Source organism: Corynebacterium glyciniphilum AJ 3170, from assembly GCF_007673095.1.
Lineage (GTDB): Bacteria > Actinomycetota > Actinomycetes > Mycobacteriales > Mycobacteriaceae > Corynebacterium.
In genome coordinates, this window is record NZ_VDYZ01000001.1 from 248,183 (window position 1) to 267,448 (window position 19,266).

Sequence of the window (19,266 nt, forward strand, 5' to 3'; positions counted from 1 at the left end):
GACGTCATGACCGTTCTCGATATCCGTCTCTTCGGTGACCCCGTGCTGCGCACGGTCGCCGACCCGGTGGCCGACCCCACCGGTGACGATGCCCTGCCCACCCTCATCGACGACATGCTGGAGACCATGGATTCCGCCGGGGGAGTCGGCCTGGCGGCCAACCAGGTCGGCGTGACCCGCCGGATCTTCGTCTACGACTGTGACGGCGACAGGGGCCACATCATCAACCCGGTGTGGGAGGCGCTCGGCGAGGAGGTCCAGACCGGACGGGAGGGCTGCCTGTCGGTCCCGGAGACGGGTGGCCAGGTGACCAGGTACAACCGCGTACGCGTCACCGGTGTCACCGTCGACGGCGAGCCGGTGGACCGTGAGGTCAGCGACCTGATGGCGCGGTGCGTGCAGCATGAGACCGATCATCTGGACGGGGTGATGTTCTTCCAGCGCATGGAGCCGGCCGACCGGCGCGCCGTGATGGGCGACATCCGGGGAAGCGAGTGGTTCAACCGATGAAGATCCTGTTCGCCGGCACCCCGGAACCCGCCGCGGTCACCCTGGAGTACCTGCTCACCGGGTCGGAGCACGAGGTGGTGGCCGTGCTGACCCAGCCGGACGCCCGCCGTGGCCGAGGCCGGAGCCTGCATCCGTCGAGGGTGGCGGAGGTCGCCGACGCCCACGGGGTGCCGGTGCACAAGTTCACCTCGTTGAAACCGGACCGTGAGGACGCCGGGCAGGTCCGCGACATCCTGCGCGGCTACGCCGAGGACGGTGTCGGGGCGGTGGCCGTGGTGGCCTACGGGCAGATCCTGCCGGGGGATGTGCTGGGGATCTTCACCCACGGGTGGATCAACCTGCACTTCTCCCTGTTGCCCCGGTGGCGTGGTGCGGCTCCGGTGCAGGCGGCGATTGCCGCGGGGGACGACGCGACCGGGGCGACGACGTTCCGCATCGTCCCGGAGCTGGACGCGGGTCCGGTCACCGGCGAGGTCACCGAGACCATCGGGCTCGAGGACACCGCCGATGACCTGCTGACCCGTCTGACCTACGCCGGTCGGGTACTGCTTGCAGACACCTTGACCGGGCTGGAGTCCGGTGCGGTAGTGCCCGTGGAGCAGGCGGACGAGGAGTCGACCTACGCGGCGAAGATCAGCAGTGCCGACGCCCGGATCGACTGGCGCGGGCCGGCGATGGTGGTCCAGCGCACCGCGCGTGCCCACACGCCGGCACCGGGGCCATGGACGGTGATGGACGGGGAGCGCTACAAGTTGGGCCTCATGCTGCCGGTCGGTGACGGTGGCACCGTGGGTCCGGCCAGCGGTCTCCGACCCGGCCAACTCCACGCGACGAAGGAGGCACTGTTCGTCGGCACGGGGGACGGCGTCCTGGAGATCACCCGGATCCAGCCGCCGGGCAGGAAGATGATGGCCGCCGCCGACTGGGCCCGTGGCCGGGCCGACCTGTTCGGGGACGGTCGTACGGTGGTATTCGAGAGCACAGCAGAGGGAGAGTCCTGATGGCAGGTTTCCGCGCACGGTCAACCTCGGGGGAGCCCCCGAAGGGCCGCCCCGGGCAGAAGAGCAACTCCGGCTACCGTCGCCGCAGTGAGTCGCACCGGCAGGAGTACGCCGAGAAGCAGTCGGCGAAAGGCTCTGGCGACCGGGTGCGTGATGCTGTCTTCGCCGTACTGCGACAGGTCAGTGCACAGGACGCGTACGCCAACCTGGTGTTGCCGGGTGCGTTGACCTCCGCCGGGTTGACCGGCCGCGACGCCGCCTTCGCCACCGAGCTGACCTACGGCACGCTGCGCGCCCGGGGGCTGCTGGACGCCGTCGTCGCCGAGGCGGCGGGCCGTCCGGTGGGCAAGATCGACGAGACGGTGCTGGATGCGCTGCGTCTGGGCGCCTACCAGATTCTGCGGACCCGGGTCGACGACCATGCCGCGGTGAACACCACGGTGGAGCTGGTGAAGGCCAACGGTGAGGAGAAGGCCGCCGGGTTCACCAACGGTGTACTGCGACGGATCACCCGGTCGACCCCGGAGCAGTGGTTGGAGACGGTCACCTCCGGCGTCGAGGATCCGGTCGGTGCCCTGGCGTTGCGGCATGCGCATCCGGCGTGGATCGCCGAGGTGTTCAACCGTGCGCTCGGCGGTGCCCCGGATGCGCCCGCCGCGGAGCTGGAGGAGGCGTTGTCTGCGGACGACCGACGTCCGGTGGTGCACCTGGCGGCACGACCGGGGCAGATCTCCGCCGAGGAACTCGCGCTGGTCACCGGTGGGGAGGAGGGCCGGTGGTCTCCCTACGCGGTGTACCTGTCGGAAGGGGACCCGGGCAAGCTGGAGCCGGTGCAGGAGGGACTGGCGTCGGTGCAGGACGAGGGCAGCCAGCTCATTGCTCTGGCGATGCTGCGTGCCGAGGTCGCCGGCGACCGGGGTCGCTGGCTGGACCTGTGTTCGGGTCCGGGCGGCAAGACGGCGTTCCTGGCGTCATGGGGGATGGGTGACGGCGCCCGGGTGGATGCGGTGGAGTCGGCCGGGCACCGGGCGGAGCTGGTCCGTAAGGCCACCCGGGGCCTGCCGGTGAGTGTCCATGTCGGCGACGGCCGCGACCTGGCGGGCATCAACGGGTTGCAGACTCCCGACGACGGCTACGACCGGGTCCTGGTGGATGCACCGTGTACCGGTCTGGGTGCGCTGCGTCGGCGTCCGGAGGCCCGATGGCGCAAGTCCCCGGACGACGTCGCACCGTTGGTGTCCCTGCAGCGGGATCTGCTGCGCTCGGCGGTGGGGGCGACCAGACCCGGCGGTGTGACCGTGTACTCGACATGTTCACCGCATCCGGCGGAGACCACGGAGGTGGTGCGTGCCGTCGCCGAGGAGACGGGGGCGGCCATCGAGGACGCTGCGGCACTGTTCCCCGGCCTGACCCACAATGACGGCCCGTTCGTGCAGCTGTGGCCGCACCGCCACGGCACGGACGCGATGTTCTTCGCGGTGCTGCGACGGTCCTGAGCCGAGTCCACACCGACCCGCGATACGATGGACGGCATGAGAAGACAACCTCAGATCGCCCCGTCCATCCTCGCCGCTGATTTCGCGGACATCAGGGGCAGCATCGCCCTGGTGCCGGGGGCGGACTGGTTGCACATCGACGTGATGGACGGGCACTTCGTCCCGAACCTCAGCTTCGGTCTGCCGGTGGCCGAGGCTGTGCGCCGTTCCACGGACACCTTCCTGGACGTGCACCTGATGATCGAGGATCCCGCACGGTGGGCCCCGGATTACGCCGCCTTCGGCAACGTGACGTTCCACCTGGAGGCCGTGGAGGACCTCGACGCCGCGGTCGCTCTGGCAACCACGCTGCGCGAGGCGGGTACCAAGGCCGGGGTGAGCATCAAGCCGGGCACGGCGGTGGAGCCGTTGCTGGATCACCTGGGGTCCTTCGACACGATCCTGGTGATGAGCGTCGAGCCGGGCTTCGGCGGCCAGTCGTTCATGCCCGAGGTCCTGGACAACGTCCGTGCCCTGCGCGCCCGGATCGACGCCGACGGCCTGGACACCCTCATCGAGATCGACGGTGGTATCGGGCCGGACACCGTGGGGGTCAGCGCGGAGGCCGGGGTGGATGTCTTCGTGGCCGGTTCGAGTGTCTTCGGTGCGGAGAATCCTGAGGCGTTGGTCACCGGGCTGCGGCACGCGGCGGTACAGGCGGTCGCCGGGGCATGATCCCGCTCGACAGGGTTCTCGAGGACGCGGTGCGCCGGGCGGATGCTGCCGGACATACGGTCCGGGGGACAACGTCGCCGAACCCGCCGGTGGGGGCGGTCGTACTTAATAGTCACGGCGCGGTGGTCGGTGTCGGCGCCACGAGTCCGCCCGGTGGTGCCCATGCGGAGGTCAATGCCTTGGCCGACGCGGGGGAGCGGGCGCGGGGCGGGACGGTGGTGGTCACGTTGGAGCCGTGCAACCACACCGGACGTACCGGCCCGTGCAGCCGTGCCCTGGTGGCGGCGGGGATCGCCCGAGTCATCTTCGTCTTCGCTGATCCGGGAAAGGTCGAGGGTGGTGGGGCCGAGTTCTTGAGGGGCCACGGAGTCGAGGTCACCGGGCCGCTGTATGATCCCACGGACATGCCAGCCGGGGTTCCGGTGTTCAGCGTGGAGCCGTGGTTGGCCGCGCAGCGCCTGGGCCGCCCGCATGTGACCGTGAAGTACGCGGCAACGATGGACGGTTTCGCCGCCGCGACGGACGGGACGTCGCAGTGGATCACGGGAGTGCAGGCGCGTGAGCGCGTGCATCTGGACCGGTCGCGGCGGGATGCGATCCTGGTGGGTTCCGGGACGGCGGCGGCGGACAATCCGCGTCTCACGGCCCGACGACCCGACGGATCACTCTACGATCACCAGCCCTTGCGGGTGGTCGTCGGTGCGACGGAGCTTCGCGAGGACGCGGCAGTCAGACCGGCGCTGCACATGCCGACCCGTGATCTGCAGGAGGTTCTGCGTGAGTTGGCGAACAGGGGAGTAGTGGATGTTCTCGTGGAGGGCGGCCCGCATCTGGCGGCTGCGTTCATCGACGCCGGGTTCGTGGATGCGGTGGAGGCGTACACCGCCCCGGCACTGCTGGGGGCAGGGCTACCCGCCGTGGCTGCAGGGGCTGCAGTGCAGACCACCATCGGCGGCATTCAGCGTTTCACGTTGCGGGAGACTGCAACAGCTGGGGGAGACGTACTTGCTGTGGTGACGCGTCGGTGGCTACCACCCAGGGGAGTCCGCGCTGAAGAAAACTGACCGGCCCCGCTGTACACCAGCCCCTCGTCCTGTCCTACACTGAACAGTTATGTTCACCGGAATCGTCGAGGAGACGGGCACGGTCGCCGAGGTCGACAGCACCTCAGACGCCCAGCGCATACGCATCTCCTGCCGCCAGGTCCTGCAGGACGCCACCCACGGCGCCTCCATCTCGGTCAACGGGGTCTGTCTCACCGTCACAGAGTTCGACAGCACCGGCTTCTGGGCCGACTGCATGAAGGTCACGCTCGACTACACAGCCCTCGGGTCCGCCCGACCCGGTGACCGGGTCAACCTGGAGCGCGCCACCCCGACCGGCGGACGGCTCGGCGGCCACATCGTCCAGGGCCACGTCGACGGCACCGCCACCCTGGTCTCCCGCACGGCGGGCAGCGAGTGGGAGGTCTTCCGCTTCGCACTCGCCGACGGTGACAGCACCAACAACACCGACAGCACCAGCCTCGCCCGCTACATCGCCAAGAAGGGCAGCATCGCTGTCAACGGTGTCTCGCTGACCGTCGCCGAAGTCGGTGACGTCACCGACCCGTGGTTCGAGGTCTCCCTGATCCCCACGACCCTGGCCGACACCATGCTCGGCGACCTCGCCACCGGCGACACCGTCAACATCGAGTGCGACGTCCTGGCCAAGTACCTCGAACGGCTCGCAGAGGCAGCAGGACCAGCACGATCAGAAGGATCAGAGGGAGACGTCCAGTGAGCGATCAGAACGACACCTCCAACCCTGCGGCATCCGGCGACCGCACCAGTCTGCTCGACCCCGTCGAGGACGCCATCACCGACATCGCCGCCGGTAAGCCGGTCGTGGTCGTCGACGACGAGGACCGGGAGAACGAAGGCGACATCATCTTCGCCGCCGAGAAGGCCACCCCGGAAACGGTCGCCTTCACCGTCCGGCACTCCTCGGGCTACATCTGCGCCGCGGTGCCCGACGAGGAGGCCGACCGTCTCGGCCTGCCGCCGATGGTCGCCCGCAACGAGGATGTCCGTGGCACCGCCTACACCGTCACCGTCGACGCCGCCGCGGGCATCACCACGGGCATCAGCGCCACCGACCGTGCCCACACCCTGCGCCTGCTCGCCGACCCCGACGCCACCCGCGAATCCTTCAACCGCCCCGGCCACGTCGTACCGCTCCGTGCCAAGAAGGGTGGCGTGCTCCAACGCGGCGGCCACACCGAGGCATCCGTGGACCTGGCCCGCGCCGCGGGTCTGCGTCCGGCGGGTGTGCTCTGCGAGGTCGTCTCCGAGGACGACCCGACCGGCATGGCCCGCCTGCCGGAGCTGCGCCGGTTCTGCGACGAACACGGTCTGTCGCTGATCTCCATCGAGCAACTCGCCGAATGGCGCCGGGTGCACACCCCTGTCGTCGCCCGCAGTGTGGAGGCACGGCTGCCCACCCGTTTCGGCAACTTCCACGCCGTGGCCTACAACGGTCTCGTCGACGGGGTCGAACACGTCGCCCTCGTCGCCGGAGACCTGCGTGCCGACAACGGTGAGGACGTGCTGGTGCGCGTGCACTCCGAATGCCTCACCGGGGACATCTTCGGTTCGCTGCGCTGCGACTGCGGTGAGCAACTCTCCGCCTCCCTCGACCTGATCACCGAGGCCGGCAGGGGAGTGCTGGTGTACCTGCGTGGCCAGGAGGGCCGCGGCATCGGACTGGTGCCCAAACTCAAGGCCTACAACCTGCAGGACACCGGCCTGGACACCGTCGACGCCAACACGGCCCAGGGGCTGCCCGTCGATTCGCGCGAGTACAGTGCGGCGGCCCAGATTCTCCGGGACCTGGGCGTCACCTCGGTGGCCCTGCTGTCCAACAACCCGGGCAAACGCCTGGACCTGGAACGCCACGGCATCCCGGTGACCCGCCGGGTCCCCGTGGAGCTGCCCGCCAATCCGGAGAACGAGGCCTACCTTCGTACCAAGCGCGACCGGATGGGCCACCAAATCGACTCGCTGACCCCTGCCGCGCCCTGAGAAGGAGACATCATGCCCTCGGACGGACTCGCCGACATCACCCTCACCCGTGACTCCGGTGCCGGATACCGCATCGCCGTGATCACCGCGTCCTGGAACGCCGAGATCACCGACCGGTTGCACGACCACGCCGTCAGCGCACTGCGCGACACCGGTGCCTTCGTCGGACAGTGGCGGGTGGCCGGCGCCGTGGAACTGCCCGTCGTCGCGGCCGAGGCCGCCAAGAACTTCGACGCCGTCGTCGCCAACGGATGCGTGATCCGCGGCGAGACCGCCCACTTCGACCACGTCTGCAACGCCGTGACCTACGGTCTGACCCGGGTGTCGCTGGACTCCGGCAAACCCGTCGGCAACGGCGTGCTCACCGTCGAGAACCAGGAACAGGCCGTCGCCCGGGCCGGGGGCACCGGGGCGGTGGAGGACAAGGGCGCCGACGCCGCCCGCGCCGCCCTGCACTCCCTGCTCGTGCTGCGTGACATCCGCTCGGCACGGTAAGCGCCGACGGGGGCGTTCAGTTTCGTCGTCGTCGAACCACAGGGGTAGGCTGGTGAGCCGTGAGCAGCTCTGAATCAGTGTCCAAGACCGCCGAGTCCGTTCCCGGACAGGACGCCGCTGTGGCGTCCGGTAGCGCACACCAGGGCCGGAAGAACCAGCAGGGGGAGTGGCTGCTGACCGTCACCTCCACCAGCCTGCGCTGGTGGGCGGTCATCGGCGCGGTGGTGGTCATGGCGGTGCACGTCTTCATGGCGGTCGTCTCCGGCGTGGGGGACACCGGAGCCACCGTCAGCGCCGTCGACCAGTGGGCGTTCATCGGTATCGGTGTGATCATCTCCGGGATCGTCCTGATGCTGCTGCGCCCCCGGGTGCGCGTCAACGAGGAGGGCGTCGAGGTGCGCAATATCTTCGGTGCCCAGTTCTACCGCTGGTCGATCATCCACGGCCTGTCCTTCCCCCGTAACGCCCGCTGGGCACGGCTGGAGCTCCCGGACTTCGAGTTCGTCCCCATGATGGCCTTCCAGGTCGCCGACAAGTCCACGATCGCCACGAAGGTGGAGGACTTCCGGGTCCTGGAGGACCGTTACATGCCCGACGAGTAGGAGGGTAGGCTCCAAGTTCATGGCCGACCCCGCCTCCTACCGTCCCGCCCCCGGAACGATCCCCACCAGCCCGGGGGTCTACACCTTCCGCGACTCCGATGACCGGGTCATCTACGTCGGCAAGGCAAAGAACCTGCGTAGCAGGCTGTCCAACTACTTCCAGGACCCCGGCCACCTCGAACCGCGGATCCGCACCATGGTGCACACCGCCGACCACGTCCAGTGGACCGTCGTCGGCAGCGAGATCGAGGCATTGAACCTCGAGTACACCTGGATCAAGAAGTTCGCCCCCCGGTTCAACGTGATGTACCGGGACGACAAGACCTACCCCATGCTCGCCGTGAGCGTGAAGGAGACGTTCCCCCGGGCGTTCCTCTACCGCGGGCCCCGTAAGAAGGGCGTGCGGTACTTCGGTCCGTACCCCAAGGCGTGGGCGATCCGGGACACCCTGGAGTCGCTGACCCGTGTCTTCCCCGTCCGCACCTGCACCGCCGGGGTGTACCGGCGCCATGAACAGCTGGGGCGGCCGTGTCTGCTCGGCTACATCGACCGCTGTTCGGCCCCGTGCGTCGGCCGGGTCTCGCCGTCGGAGCACCGTGAACTGGTCGACGGGTTCTGCTCCTTCCTCGCCGGCGGCAACACCGACAGGGTGATCCGTGAGGTCCGGGGCGAGATGTCCGATGCCGCCGAGAACCTCGACTTCGAACGTGCCGCGTCCCTGCGTGACCAGCTCGGCGCGATGGAGAAGACCGTGGAGAAGCAGTCCGTGGTGTTCTCCGACGACACCGACGCCGACCTGGTCGCCGTCGCCAGCGACGAACTCGAGGCCGCCGTGCAGGTCTTCCACGTCCGCGGGGGACGTATCCGCGGCCAGCGCGGCTGGGTCGTCGAGAAGAAGGCGTCCACCGCCGACACCGCCGAGGGTCTCGGCGGCGCCGACAGCATCGACAGTGCCGACAGCACGGACACTGCCGACAGTGCCGGTGACGCCACCTGGCCCACCCTGCTGGAGGACTTCCTCACCCAGTTCTACGGCGAGAACGCCGAACTGGCCGACGCCACCGAATCCGCGGTGGGCGGAAACTCCCGCGTCAGCGAACCCGACGGCGTCTCACTGGAGCCGGTGCCCCGCGAGATCCTCGTGCCGGTCCTGCCCACCAACCGTGACCGGCTCACCGACTGGCTCACCGTCCTGCGCGGCGCACGGGTGACTCTGCGCGTCCCGCAGCGCGGCGACAAGCGCTCGCTCATGGAGACCGCCACCACCAACGCCACCCAGGCACTGCGCCAGCACAAGATCGCCCGCGCCGGTGACCTCACCACCCGCTCGGCGGCCCTGCAGGAGCTGCAGGAGGCCCTGTGGATGGACGATTCCCCGCTGCGCATCGAGTGCACCGACATCTCCCACATCCAGGGCACCGACGTGGTGGCCAGTCTCGTGGTCTTCGAGGACGGGTTGCCGCGGAAGTCCGACTACCGCCGCTACCGGATCCGGGAGGCCGCCGGCGACGGGCACTCCGATGACGTCGCCTCGATCGCCGAGGTCGTCCGGCGCCGGTTCAAACGTCACCACAAGGACCGCACCGCCGTGCCCGAAGGTGACGACGGCGGCGACCTGCTCGACGGCGAGGTCACCGTGGAACAGGCCGAGGCCGGATCGAGGAAGTTCGCCTACCCGCCGCAGCTCTTCGTGGTCGACGGCGGAAAACCACAGGTCAACGCGGCACAGGAGGTCCTCGACGAACTCGGGGTCACCGACGTCACCCTGGTCGGGGTGGCCAAGCGTCTCGAGGAACTGTGGGTGCCCGGTGACGAGTACCCGGTGATCCTGCCCCGCAACTCGCAGGCGCTGTACCTCATCCAGCAGTTGCGCGATGAGGCCCACCGTTTCGCCATCACCTTCCACCGCGCCAGCCGCGGCAAGAGGATGACCCGGTCCGCCCTCGACGAGGTCAAAGGCCTGGGCCCGAAACGTCGTGCCGAGCTGGTGAAGACCTTCGGCTCGGTGGCCAAGGTCCGCGACGCCGGGGTGGAGGGGATATCCCAGGTACCGGGCTTCGGACCGGCACTGGCCGAGGCCATCATCGACGCCCTGACGGAGCCGGAGGGTTCGGTCTAGAATCGTGGCATGAACGATGCCACCCGAGACACGGGAACGCGACCTGACCAGCAGGAGGCGTCGCTGGTCCTCATCACCGGGATGTCGGGGGCCGGCCGTAAGGAGGCCGCCACCGTCCTGGAGGAGCTGGGCTGGTACGTCGCCGACAACCTCCCGCCGGAACTGATCATGCGCATGGTCGAGCTCAGCTTCGAGTCCGACTCCCCGGTGGAACGCCTGGCCGTGGTCACCGACGTGCGCTCCCGCGACTTCGTCGGCTCACTGACCGAGGTACTCACCAGCCTGCACGACTCCGGCCGGCGCCCCGTGGTGCTCTACCTCGACGCCGACGACAGGACCCTCATCCGCCGCTACGGGCGCGTCCGCCGCACCCACCCGCTGCAGGGCGACGAGACGCTGCAGGCCGGCATCGACCGGGAACGCGAGATGATGGAGGGCATCCGCCAGCGCGCCGACCTCGTCGTCGACACCTCCGGAACCAGCGTGCACGACCTGCGCCGCAACCTCGAAGGGTACTTCGAGGCCCTGTCCGACCGGCGCGAGCACATCACCGTGCAGTCCTTCGGCTTCAAGAACGGCGCCCCGCGCGACGTCGACATCATGCTGGACGCACGCTTCCTGCCGAACCCGCACTGGGAGGAGGACCTGCGGGACTACAGCGGACTCGACACCCCCGTCGCCGAGTTCGTCCTGTCCCGACCCGAGGCGGTGGAGTACCTCGACGTCATCGAACGCCTGGTGAACACCGCCCTGCCCGGCTACCGCCGCGAAGGCAAGCGTTTCATCACCCTGGCCATCGGCTGCACCGGGGGCCAGCACCGCAGCCCGGCGGTGGCCGAGGCCATCGCCGCACGCCTCACGGCGAATCCGGACCTGGACGTCCGCACCATCCACCGTGACCTCGAACCCGGGCGCCCCGGACGGACCAGTGCCGGGACGGGAGCCACCGCATGAGCGAGACAACCACCGGATCCACCGGATCCACCGGATCCAACGGCTCCACCGACATCCCCCTCGGCCGGATCACCGCACTGGGCGGTGGCCACGGCCTGTTCGCCACGCTGCGCTCGGCACGCGCGGCCGCCGACTACGTCACCGCCGTCGTCACCGTCGCCGACGACGGCGGCTCCTCGGGCCGGATGCGCCGCGAACTCGGCTCCCTGCCCCCGGGTGACCTACGGATGGCCCTGGCCGCGCTGGTCCGTGACACCCCGCGTGGCCACCTGTGGGAACGCACCCTCCAGCACCGGTTCTCCGGCCACGGGGCGCTGGCCGGACACGCTGTGGGGAACCTGGTGCTCACCGGGCTCTCCGAGGTCCTGGGCTCCAGCATCGAGGCCCTCGACGAACTCAGTGACCTGCTCGGTATCCGCGGGCGCGTCCTGCCCATGTCCCCGGAACCGCTCGATCTGGAGGCCGAGGTCCAGGGCATCGGCGACGACCCGCGGGAGGTCAACTCCGTACGCGGCCAGGTCGCCGTCGCCTCCACGCTGGGGCAGGTCCGCCGGGTCCGGCTGATCCCGCAGAACCCCGAGGCCTCACCCGAGGCCGTCCAGGCGATCCTCGACGCCGACCTGGTCACCCTCGGACCCGGCTCCTGGTTCTCCTCGGTGATCCCGCACCTGCTGATGCCCGGCATCGTCGAAGCCCTCGCCGAAACCACCGCCACCCGTGCGGTGATCATGAACCTCGTCGCCGAGCCGGGGGAGACCAGCGGGTTCTCCATGGAACGGCACATCCACATGCTGCTGCAGCACTGTCCCACCCTCACCGTCGACGTCGTCGTCGTCGACACCTCCGTCCTGCTGCCCGGCAATGAGCGCCGCCACATGGAACGCGCCGCCGCACGGCTGGGCGCCACGGTGCTCTACCGCGACGTGCGTGAGGACGATGACCGCGGCCGGTGGACCGACCGGCACTCCTCGGAGAAGCTCGCCGGTGTGCTGCGTGAGCTCGCCGACTGGGAACGTCCCACCACCGCCACGGTAGGATCACCCGGTACACACGACGAGCCGGGGCACCCGGAGGAAAGGGGCGACAGCCACAGTGGCACTGACGTCTGAGGTGAAGGATGAGCTGGCAAGGGTCACCGAGACCCGGCTGGAAGTCATGACCGCCGAGGTCTCCGGCCTGCTGCGCTACTGCGCGGGGCTGCACCTGGTGGCCGGACAGATCGTCGTGGAGGCGGAGGTCGACAGCGGCGCCACCGCCCGACGGGTCTCCCGCTTCGTCGAGGAGCTCTTCGACCTCACCGCCGAACTGCAGGTCGTCGGGGGAGGGAACCTGCGCAACTCCTCACGCTACGTCCTGCGCTGGGCCCACGGAGGCACCGAACTGGCCCGCCGCACCGGCCTGATCGACCGGGCGGGACGTCCGGTACGCGGGCTGCCCCCGTACATCATCGGCGGGACCGCCGACCAGTGCACCGCCGCGTGGCGGGGCGCGTTCCTGGCCCGGGGGTCGTTGACCGAGCCGGGCCGCTCATCCTCGCTGGAGGTCACCACCCCCGGCAACGAGGCCGCACTCGCCCTGGTGGGGGCGGCACGCCGGATCGGCGTCACCGCGAAGACGAAGGAGACCCGCGGGGTCATCCGCGTGCTCATCCGGGACGGGGAGACCATCGGCGACCTGCTCACCCGGATGGGTGCCCAGCGCACCCGCCTGGACTGGGAGGAGCAGCGCATGCGCCGCGAGGTGCGGGCCACCGCCAACCGCCTGGCCAACTTCGACGACGCCAACCTGCGCCGGTCCGCCCGCGCGGCCGTCGTCGCCGCAGCCCGGGTGGACCGGGCGCTGACCATCCTCGGCGACGACGTGCCCGACCACCTGGTGCAGGCAGGGACGCTGCGGGTCCAGCACCGTCAGGCGTCCCTGGAGGAGCTCGGCCAGCTCGCCGACCCGCAGATGACCAAGGACGCCGTCGCCGGCCGGATCCGCCGCCTGCTCACCATGGCCGACCAGCGTGCCGCGGAGCTCGACATCCCCGACACCCACGCCGCCGTGACCGATGACATCTTCGACCTCGACGACGGTGTCGACGCTGACGACGCTGACGACGCTGACGCCAGGGCCGATGACAGCGATAAGCGGATCACCTCCGACAACCCCGACGGGGAATAGGTCCCCGGCACCCTGCCCGATTCCGCTGTAGTCTGGACATCGGCAACTCACCACTCATCGAGAACAGGAGCTTCATCGTGACGGTACGGGTAGGAATCAACGGGTTCGGCAGGATCGGCCGCAACTTCTTCCGCGCTCTCCGCGAAAGCGGCGCTGACCTCGAGGTCGTCGCCTTCAACGACCTCACCGACAACAAGACCCTGGCCAACCTGCTGAAGTACGACTCCATCCTGGGTCGTCTGGACGCCGAGGTCAGCTATGACGACGAGTCCATCACCGTGGACGGCAAGCGCATCGTGGTCACCGCCGAGCGCGACCCCCAGAACCTCACGTGGGGCGAGTTGGACGTCGACATCGTCATCGAGTCGACCGGCTTCTTCACCGACGCGACCGCCGCCAAGGCGCACATCGACGCCGGCGCGAAGAAGGTCATCATCTCCGCGCCGGCGAAGAACGAGGACGCGACCTTCGTCGTCGGTGTGAACCACACCGACTACGACCCGGCGAAGCACACCATCATCTCCAACGCCTCGTGCACCACCAACTGCCTGGCGCCGATGGCGAAGGTGCTCGACGAGGAGTTCGGCATCGTCAAGGGTCTGATGACCACCATCCACGCCTACACCGGCGACCAGCGTCTGCACGACGCGCCCCACAAGGACCTGCGTCGAGCCCGTGCCGCGGCCCTGAACATCGTGCCGACCTCCACCGGTGCGGCCAAGGCCGTGTCCCTGGTGCTCCCGCAGCTCAAGGGCAAGCTCGACGGCTACGCCCTGCGCGTGCCGGTGCCCACCGGCTCGGTCACCGACCTGACCTTCGAGGCGTCCTCCGAGGTCACCGTCGAGCAGGTCAACGCCGCGATCAAGAAGCACGCCGAGGGTGAGCTCAAGGGCGTGCTGGCGTACTCCGACGATGAGCCGCTGGTGTCCACCGACATCGTGGGCGACTCCCACTCGTCGATCTTCGACTCCGGGCTGACCAAGGTCATCGGCAACCAGGTCAAGGTCGTCTCCTGGTACGACAACGAGTGGGGCTACTCCCGCCGCCTCGTGGATCTCGCCGCCTATGTCGGTGAGCGTCTCTAGGTCGTCCAGTAGTCTGGTAGCAGTACCGGCCGGTTCCACCGGTCCCACGGCGGGTCGGCACATGCCGACCCGCCGTCACCCTGTCCGCACGTCCTGACCTCCCGTCCTTCCCGTCAACCACTTACCCCAGGAGACTGACCCATGACCGTGAAGACCATCGACGACCTCATCGCCGACGGCGTCGAGGGACGACACGTCCTCGTCCGCGCCGACCTGAACGTCCCCCTCAAGGACGGCGACATCACCGACCCCGGCCGCATCGACGCCTCCGTCCCGACGTTGCGCCGCCTGATCGACGCCGGAGCCCGCGTCATCGTCACCGCCCACCTCGGCCGGCCGAAGGGCGAGACCAACCCCGAGTTCTCCCTGGCGCCGGTCGCCGAGGCACTGGCCGAGCGTCTCGACCAGTGGGTGCCCCTGGCCCAGGACGTCACCGGCGAAGACGCCCACGAGCGTGCCAACGGCCTCAACGACGGCGACATCCTGCTGCTGGAGAACGTCCGTTTCGATGCCCGGGAGACCTCCAAGGACGAGGCCGAGCGCCAGGCCTTCGCCAGCGAACTCGCCGCGCTGACCGGTGACAACGGCGCCTTCGTCTCCGACGGTTTCGGTGTGGTGCACCGTCGGCAGGCCTCGGTCTACGATGTGGCGGCACTGCTGCCGCACTACGCCGGCGGCCTGGTCCAGTCCGAGCTCGAGGTACTCAGGAAGGTCTCGGAGGACCCGGCACAGCCCTACGCCGTGGTGCTCGGTGGCTCGAAGGTCTCCGACAAGCTCGGGGTCATCGAGGCGCTCGCGCCCAAGGTCGACACCCTGATCATCGGGGGCGGCATGTGCTTCACCTTCCTCGCCGCGCAGGGCCACTCCGTGGGCACCTCGCTGCTGCAGGAAGACATGGTCGACACCTGCCGCGACCTGCTGTCACGCTTCGGTGACGTCATCTCCCTGCCCACCGACGTCGTCGTCGCACCCGAGTTCGCGGCGGACGCACCCGCCACCACCGTCGCCGCCGACGCCATCCCCGACGGCCAGATGGGCCTCGACATCGGACCGGACTCCGTCGCCGCCTTCGCCGAGACCCTCGGTGCGGCCAGGACCGTCTTCTGGAACGGCCCGATGGGCGTCTTCGAGTTCCCCGCCTTCGCCGACGGCACCAGGGGAGTGGCCGAAGCCATCATCTCCGCCACCGGCGCAGGGGCCTTCTCCGTCGTCGGTGGTGGCGACTCCGCCGCCGCCGTGCGCACCCTCGGTCTCGACGAGGACGGCTTCAGCCACATCTCCACCGGTGGCGGCGCCTCCCTCGAGTTTCTCGAGGGCAAGGAACTGCCCGGTATCACCGTTCTCGAGAACTGAGGAGCACCCACCATGTCACGCACCCCCCTGATCGCCGGCAACTGGAAGATGAACCTCAACCACCTGGAGGCCATCCAGGTGGTCCAGAAGTTCGCCTTCGCCCTGCCCAAGGACTACTACGAGCACGTCGATGTCGCCGTGATCCCGCCGTTCACCGACATCCGCAGCGTGCAGACCGTCGTCGACGGTGAGAAGATCCCGCTGACCTACGGTGCCCAGGACGTGTCGGTGCACGAGTCCGGCGCCTACACCGGCGAGGTCTCCGCCGCCATGCTCGCGAAGCTCGGCTGCAGCTGGGCCGTGGTCGGCCACTCTGAGCGGCGTCAGTACCACGGGGAGGACGACGCCACCGTGGCCGCGAAGGCCAAGGCCGCCCTCGGCTCCGGCCTCGCCCCGATCGTGTGTGTCGGTGAGCCCCTGGAGGTCCGCGAGTCCGGTGAGCACGTCAGCTACGTCGTCGACCAGACCCGCGCCTCGCTGGAGGGCCTCTCCGCCGCCGACCTCGGTACCGTCGTCATCGCCTATGAGCCGGTGTGGGCCATCGGCACCGGCAAGGTCGCCTCCGCCGCCGACGCCCAGGAGGTCTGCGCGGCGATCCGTGGGCTCGTCGCCGAGCTGGCCGACCAGGCGACCGCCGATGGCATGCGCATCCTCTACGGCGGATCGGTGAAGACCGACTCCGTCGCCGAGATCGTCGGCCAGCCCGACGTGGACGGCGGGCTCGTCGGAGGCGCCAGCCTCGACGGTGAGGATTTCGCACGCCTGTGCGCTGCCGCTGCGAAGGCCGGCAGCTAGAGGCACAATGGGGGAATGACTTCCCCCTTCGATGATTCTGACACGACGGTGCCCGGCACCGCCATCCCCGTCGTCCCGCCGTCCCGGGACGAGCCGGAGATCGTCCCCGGGCTGCGGCAGGACCTGCGCTATCTCGGCGCCATCCTCGGCGACGTCATCCGCGAGCAGGAGGGGGAGGACGTACTCGCCCTCGTCGAAGAGACACGCAAGGCCGCGTTCAGCGTCCGCCACGGCGAGGGCAACCTCACCGACCTCGCCGACCGGCTCCAGGATCTCCCGGCGGACCGGTCCCTCCCGCTCATCCGGGCGTTCTCCCACTTCGCACTGCTGGCCAACCTCGCCGAGGACCTCCACGAGGAACGCCTGCGGGAGCGCCTCGCCGACGAAGGCGAGCCCCCGCACCGCGCCACTCTGCAGGCCGCCTGGCAGTCCCTCGACGACGGCGGGGTGACCGCCGAGGAGGTCTCCGCGGTGATGCAGTCCGCCCACGTTGCCCCGGTGCTCACCGCCCACCCCACCGAGACACGTCGCCGCACCGTCTTCGACGTGCAGTGGGACATCACGCGCCTGATGCGCAACCGTGGGCGCATCCTCAACGCCGGACGGACCGCACGCAGCGATGAACGCCTCGCCGGTATCGACCGCAACATCCGTCGTCGTGTCACGATCCTGTGGCAGACCGCACTGATCCGGTCGGTACGTCCCCGCATCGAGGACGAGATCAACGTCGGGCTGCGGTACTTCACCATCAGCCTGCTGCAGGAGATCCCGCAGATCAACCGGCGTGTCACCACCGAACTGCGCGAACGCTACGGTGCCGGCGTCCCCTCGACCCCGGTGGTACGCCCCGGCAGCTGGATCGGCGGCGACCACGACGGCAACCCCTTCGTCACCGGCGACACCGTCGACTACGCCACCTCGCGGGCCGCGCAGACCGTCTTCGACTGGTACCTCGGCCAGCTCCACGACCTCGAACACGAACTCAGCCTCTCCAGCCGGCTCGCCAGCGTCACCCCGGAGCTCGACGAACTCGCCGAGCAGGGGCACAACGACGTACCGTCGCGCGTCGACGAACCCTACCGGCGTGCCGTCCACGGCATCCGCGGCCGCATCGCCGCGACAGCCACCGCCCGGCTCAGCGACATCGTCCACCCGGAGACCGACACCCTGGGTCCCCATGAGCCCTACACGGATGCCGCCGACTTCCTCGCCGACCTGCACACCGTCGACGCGTCCCTGCGGGCCAGCGCCGACGACCTGATCGCCGACCACCGGCTGGCGACCGTCATCGCGGCCGCCCGGTCCTTCGGGTTCCACCTCAACAGCCTCGACCTGCGGCAGAACTCCGAGAGCTTCGAGAGCATCCTCACCGAGATGTTCACCCGCGCCGGAGTCACCGATCACGACGCCGACTACGGCACCCTCGACGAGAGTGAACGCGTCGACCTGCTGACCCGGGAGCTGCATTCGCCGCGCCCGCTCACCGACCCGCGGGCCCGCTGGAGCGAGGCGACGGACCGCGAACTCGGGATCTTCCGCGCCGCCGCCGACGCCGTCGACCGGTTCGGCCCCGAGGCCGTCCCGCACTGCATCATCTCCATGGCGTCCAGCGTCTCCGACATCCTCGAGCCGATGATCCTGCTCAAGGAGGTCGGTCTCATCGACGTCACCGACGGGGCGGTCACCGGTGGGGTGGACGTGATCCCCCTCTTCGAGACCATCGACGACCTCGCCCACGGTGCCGCGGTCATGGAGGAACTGTGGGGGCACCGGTTCTACCGTGACTACGTGACCCAGCGCGGAGGGGTCCAGGAGATCATGCTCGGCTACTCCGACTCCAACAAGGACGGCGGGTACTTCGCGGCGAACTGGGGCCTCTACGACGCCGAACTGTCCCTCGTCGCAGCCGCCCGCGAGGCAGGAGTCGGACTGCGGCTGTTCCACGGACGCGGCGGCACGGTCGGACGTGGCGGTGGCCCCAGCCACGAGGCGATCCTCGCCCAGCCGGAGGGCGCGGTGCAGGGCAGCGTGCGGATCACCGAGCAGGGGGAGATCATCTCCGCCAAGTACGGTGTGCCGTCCGTCGCCCGTCGCAACCTCGAGGCCCTGGTGTCTGCGACCCTGGAGGCCAGCCTGCTGCCCGTCGACCGCATCGACGACCCCGACAGCGCCTACACGGCGATGCGGGAGATCGCCGAACTCTCGCGGTCCGCCTACTCCTCACTGATGCACGAGGACGAGGGGTTCATCGACTACTTCACCACCTCGACGCCACTGGCGGAGATCGGCAACCTCAACATCGGCTCGCGGCCCAGTTCACGCAAGCAGACCACCAGCATCGCCGACCTGCGTGCCATCCCGTGGGTGCTGTCCTGGTCGCAGTCACGCATCATGCTGCCGGGCTGGTTCGGGGTGGGTTCGGCCCTACGGGACTGGATCGCCGCCGGGAAGGACGGCGGGGACGGCGGGGACAGCGAAGACTCCGGGGACCGGTTGGAGTACCTGCGGGAGCTTCACCGCACCTGGCCTTTCTTCCGCTCGGTACTGTCGAATATGGCGCAGGTGATAGCCAAGGCGGACCTGTCGGTGGCGAAGCTCTACTCCCGGCTGGTGCCGGACGCCGACGACGCCGAGCGCATCTACGACACCATCGTCGACGAGTTCCACCTGACCCTGCAGATGTGCCTGGAGATCACGGGCCAGGACAGCCTGCTCGCCGACAACCCGGCGCTGGCCCTCTCGGTGCGTAACCGCTTCCCGTACCTGCTCCCGCTCAACCTGCTGCAGCTGGAGCTACTGCGCCGTTACCGTGCCGGTGACCGCAGCGAAGACGTCCTCGACGGTATCCGGTTGACGATGAACGGCCTGGCGACCGGGCTGCGTAACTCCGGGTAGTGTCGCAGGTGTCCCGTAC

17 protein-coding genes are annotated in these 19,266 nt (G+C 69.3%); all 17 read left to right on the forward strand.

Features of this window, described 5'->3' with window-relative positions; translation table 11 throughout:
- The first annotated feature begins 6 nt into the window (after window positions 1-6).
- The 17 genes from def to ppc all read left to right on the forward strand — a co-directional run bounded on the left by def (window position 7) and on the right by ppc (window position 19,247).
- Window positions 7-510, forward strand: coding sequence for a peptide deformylase (gene def / locus FS507_RS01180; RefSeq protein WP_145941011.1), 504 nt, complete (start codon window positions 7-9; stop codon window positions 508-510).
- Entirely contained in the window at window positions 507-1,511 is a 1,005-nt protein-coding gene (gene fmt / locus FS507_RS01185) for a methionyl-tRNA formyltransferase (RefSeq protein ID WP_145941012.1), read from the forward strand. The genes def and fmt overlap by 4 nt, the downstream gene beginning before the upstream one ends.
- Window positions 1,511-3,007 (forward strand): RsmB/NOP family class I SAM-dependent RNA methyltransferase, encoded by a 1,497-nt coding sequence (locus FS507_RS01190; RefSeq protein ID WP_145941013.1) that lies wholly within the window; start codon window positions 1,511-1,513, stop codon window positions 3,005-3,007. The genes fmt and FS507_RS01190 overlap by 1 nt, the downstream gene beginning before the upstream one ends.
- 36 nt (window positions 3,008-3,043) lie before the next feature.
- Window positions 3,044-3,721 carry a ribulose-phosphate 3-epimerase gene (gene rpe, locus FS507_RS01195; protein ID WP_145941014.1) on the forward strand — a complete coding sequence of 226 codons (678 nt, stop codon included), beginning with the start codon at window positions 3,044-3,046 and terminating at the stop codon, window positions 3,719-3,721.
- The gene (ribD, locus tag FS507_RS01200) at window positions 3,718-4,785 is read left to right on the forward strand and encodes a bifunctional diaminohydroxyphosphoribosylaminopyrimidine deaminase/5-amino-6-(5-phosphoribosylamino)uracil reductase RibD (RefSeq protein WP_145941015.1); all 1,068 of its coding nucleotides are present in this window, start codon (window positions 3,718-3,720) and stop codon (window positions 4,783-4,785) included. The genes rpe and ribD overlap by 4 nt, the downstream gene beginning before the upstream one ends.
- Before the next feature lie 49 nt (window positions 4,786-4,834).
- Window positions 4,835-5,503: a riboflavin synthase gene (locus tag FS507_RS01205; RefSeq protein ID WP_075815975.1), complete on the forward strand. Its 669-nt coding sequence runs from the start codon at window positions 4,835-4,837 to the stop codon at window positions 5,501-5,503.
- Window positions 5,500-6,783 carry a bifunctional 3,4-dihydroxy-2-butanone-4-phosphate synthase/GTP cyclohydrolase II gene (locus FS507_RS01210; protein ID WP_313958061.1) on the forward strand — a complete coding sequence of 428 codons (1,284 nt, stop codon included), beginning with the start codon at window positions 5,500-5,502 and terminating at the stop codon, window positions 6,781-6,783. Before FS507_RS01205 ends, FS507_RS01210 begins: the two co-directional genes overlap by 4 nt.
- A gap of 12 nt (window positions 6,784-6,795) precedes the next feature.
- A complete protein-coding gene (gene ribH, locus FS507_RS01215; RefSeq protein WP_145941016.1) occupies window positions 6,796-7,278 on the forward strand; it encodes a 6,7-dimethyl-8-ribityllumazine synthase in 483 nt (160 codons plus the stop codon).
- Between the two features lie 119 nt (window positions 7,279-7,397).
- Window positions 7,398-7,880, forward strand: a complete 483-nt coding sequence (locus tag FS507_RS01220) for a PH domain-containing protein (RefSeq protein WP_260853112.1) — start codon at window positions 7,398-7,400, stop codon at window positions 7,878-7,880.
- Between the two features lie 19 nt (window positions 7,881-7,899).
- A complete protein-coding gene (gene uvrC, locus FS507_RS01225) occupies window positions 7,900-9,999 on the forward strand; it encodes an excinuclease ABC subunit UvrC (RefSeq protein WP_145941017.1) in 2,100 nt (699 codons plus the stop codon).
- Window positions 10,000-10,008: 9 nt separating this feature from the next.
- A complete protein-coding gene (gene rapZ, locus FS507_RS01230; protein WP_075815979.1) occupies window positions 10,009-10,953 on the forward strand; it encodes an RNase adapter RapZ in 945 nt (314 codons plus the stop codon).
- Window positions 10,950-12,062, forward strand: coding sequence for a gluconeogenesis factor YvcK family protein (locus FS507_RS01235; protein ID WP_145941018.1), 1,113 nt, complete (start codon window positions 10,950-10,952; stop codon window positions 12,060-12,062). The genes rapZ and FS507_RS01235 overlap by 4 nt, the downstream gene beginning before the upstream one ends.
- Window positions 12,046-13,119, forward strand: a complete 1,074-nt coding sequence (whiA, locus tag FS507_RS01240; protein ID WP_145941019.1) for a DNA-binding protein WhiA — start codon at window positions 12,046-12,048, stop codon at window positions 13,117-13,119. Before FS507_RS01235 ends, whiA begins: the two co-directional genes overlap by 17 nt.
- A gap of 77 nt (window positions 13,120-13,196) precedes the next feature.
- The gene (gene gap, locus FS507_RS01245) at window positions 13,197-14,204 is read left to right on the forward strand and encodes a type I glyceraldehyde-3-phosphate dehydrogenase (protein ID WP_145941020.1); all 1,008 of its coding nucleotides are present in this window, start codon (window positions 13,197-13,199) and stop codon (window positions 14,202-14,204) included.
- A 141-nt stretch (window positions 14,205-14,345) separates the two neighbouring features.
- Window positions 14,346-15,557: a phosphoglycerate kinase gene (locus FS507_RS01250; RefSeq protein ID WP_145941021.1), complete on the forward strand. Its 1,212-nt coding sequence runs from the start codon at window positions 14,346-14,348 to the stop codon at window positions 15,555-15,557.
- Between the two features lie 12 nt (window positions 15,558-15,569).
- Window positions 15,570-16,352, forward strand: a complete 783-nt coding sequence (gene tpiA / locus FS507_RS01255; protein ID WP_145941022.1) for a triose-phosphate isomerase — start codon at window positions 15,570-15,572, stop codon at window positions 16,350-16,352.
- 99 nt (window positions 16,353-16,451) lie between these two features.
- Window positions 16,452-19,247 (forward strand): phosphoenolpyruvate carboxylase, encoded by a 2,796-nt coding sequence (gene ppc, locus FS507_RS01260; protein WP_186314512.1) that lies wholly within the window; start codon window positions 16,452-16,454, stop codon window positions 19,245-19,247.
- Window positions 19,248-19,266: the final 19 nt, after the last annotated feature.

What these genes read in the sequence shown, in the direction of transcription:
- uvrC (WP_145941017.1), top strand. Translation starts at nt 7,900, where the DNA reads ATGGCCGACCCCGCCTCCTACCGTCCCGCCCCCGGAACGATCCCCACC.
- ribH (WP_145941016.1), top strand. Translation starts at nt 6,796, where the DNA reads ATGCCCTCGGACGGACTCGCCGACATCACCCTCACCCGTGACTCCGGT.
- FS507_RS01190 (WP_145941013.1), top strand. Translation starts at nt 1,511, where the DNA reads ATGGCAGGTTTCCGCGCACGGTCAACCTCGGGGGAGCCCCCGAAGGGC.
- rpe (WP_145941014.1), top strand. Translation starts at nt 3,044, where the DNA reads ATGAGAAGACAACCTCAGATCGCCCCGTCCATCCTCGCCGCTGATTTC.
- FS507_RS01205 (WP_075815975.1), top strand. Translation starts at nt 4,835, where the DNA reads ATGTTCACCGGAATCGTCGAGGAGACGGGCACGGTCGCCGAGGTCGAC.
- FS507_RS01235 (WP_145941018.1), top strand. Translation starts at nt 10,950, where the DNA reads ATGAGCGAGACAACCACCGGATCCACCGGATCCACCGGATCCAACGGC.
- def (WP_145941011.1), top strand. Translation starts at nt 7, where the DNA reads ATGACCGTTCTCGATATCCGTCTCTTCGGTGACCCCGTGCTGCGCACG.
- rapZ (WP_075815979.1), top strand. Translation starts at nt 10,009, where the DNA reads ATGAACGATGCCACCCGAGACACGGGAACGCGACCTGACCAGCAGGAG.
- fmt (WP_145941012.1), top strand. Translation starts at nt 507, where the DNA reads ATGAAGATCCTGTTCGCCGGCACCCCGGAACCCGCCGCGGTCACCCTG.
- tpiA (WP_145941022.1), top strand. Translation starts at nt 15,570, where the DNA reads ATGTCACGCACCCCCCTGATCGCCGGCAACTGGAAGATGAACCTCAAC.
- ribD (WP_145941015.1), top strand. Translation starts at nt 3,718, where the DNA reads ATGATCCCGCTCGACAGGGTTCTCGAGGACGCGGTGCGCCGGGCGGAT.
- FS507_RS01250 (WP_145941021.1), top strand. Translation starts at nt 14,346, where the DNA reads ATGACCGTGAAGACCATCGACGACCTCATCGCCGACGGCGTCGAGGGA.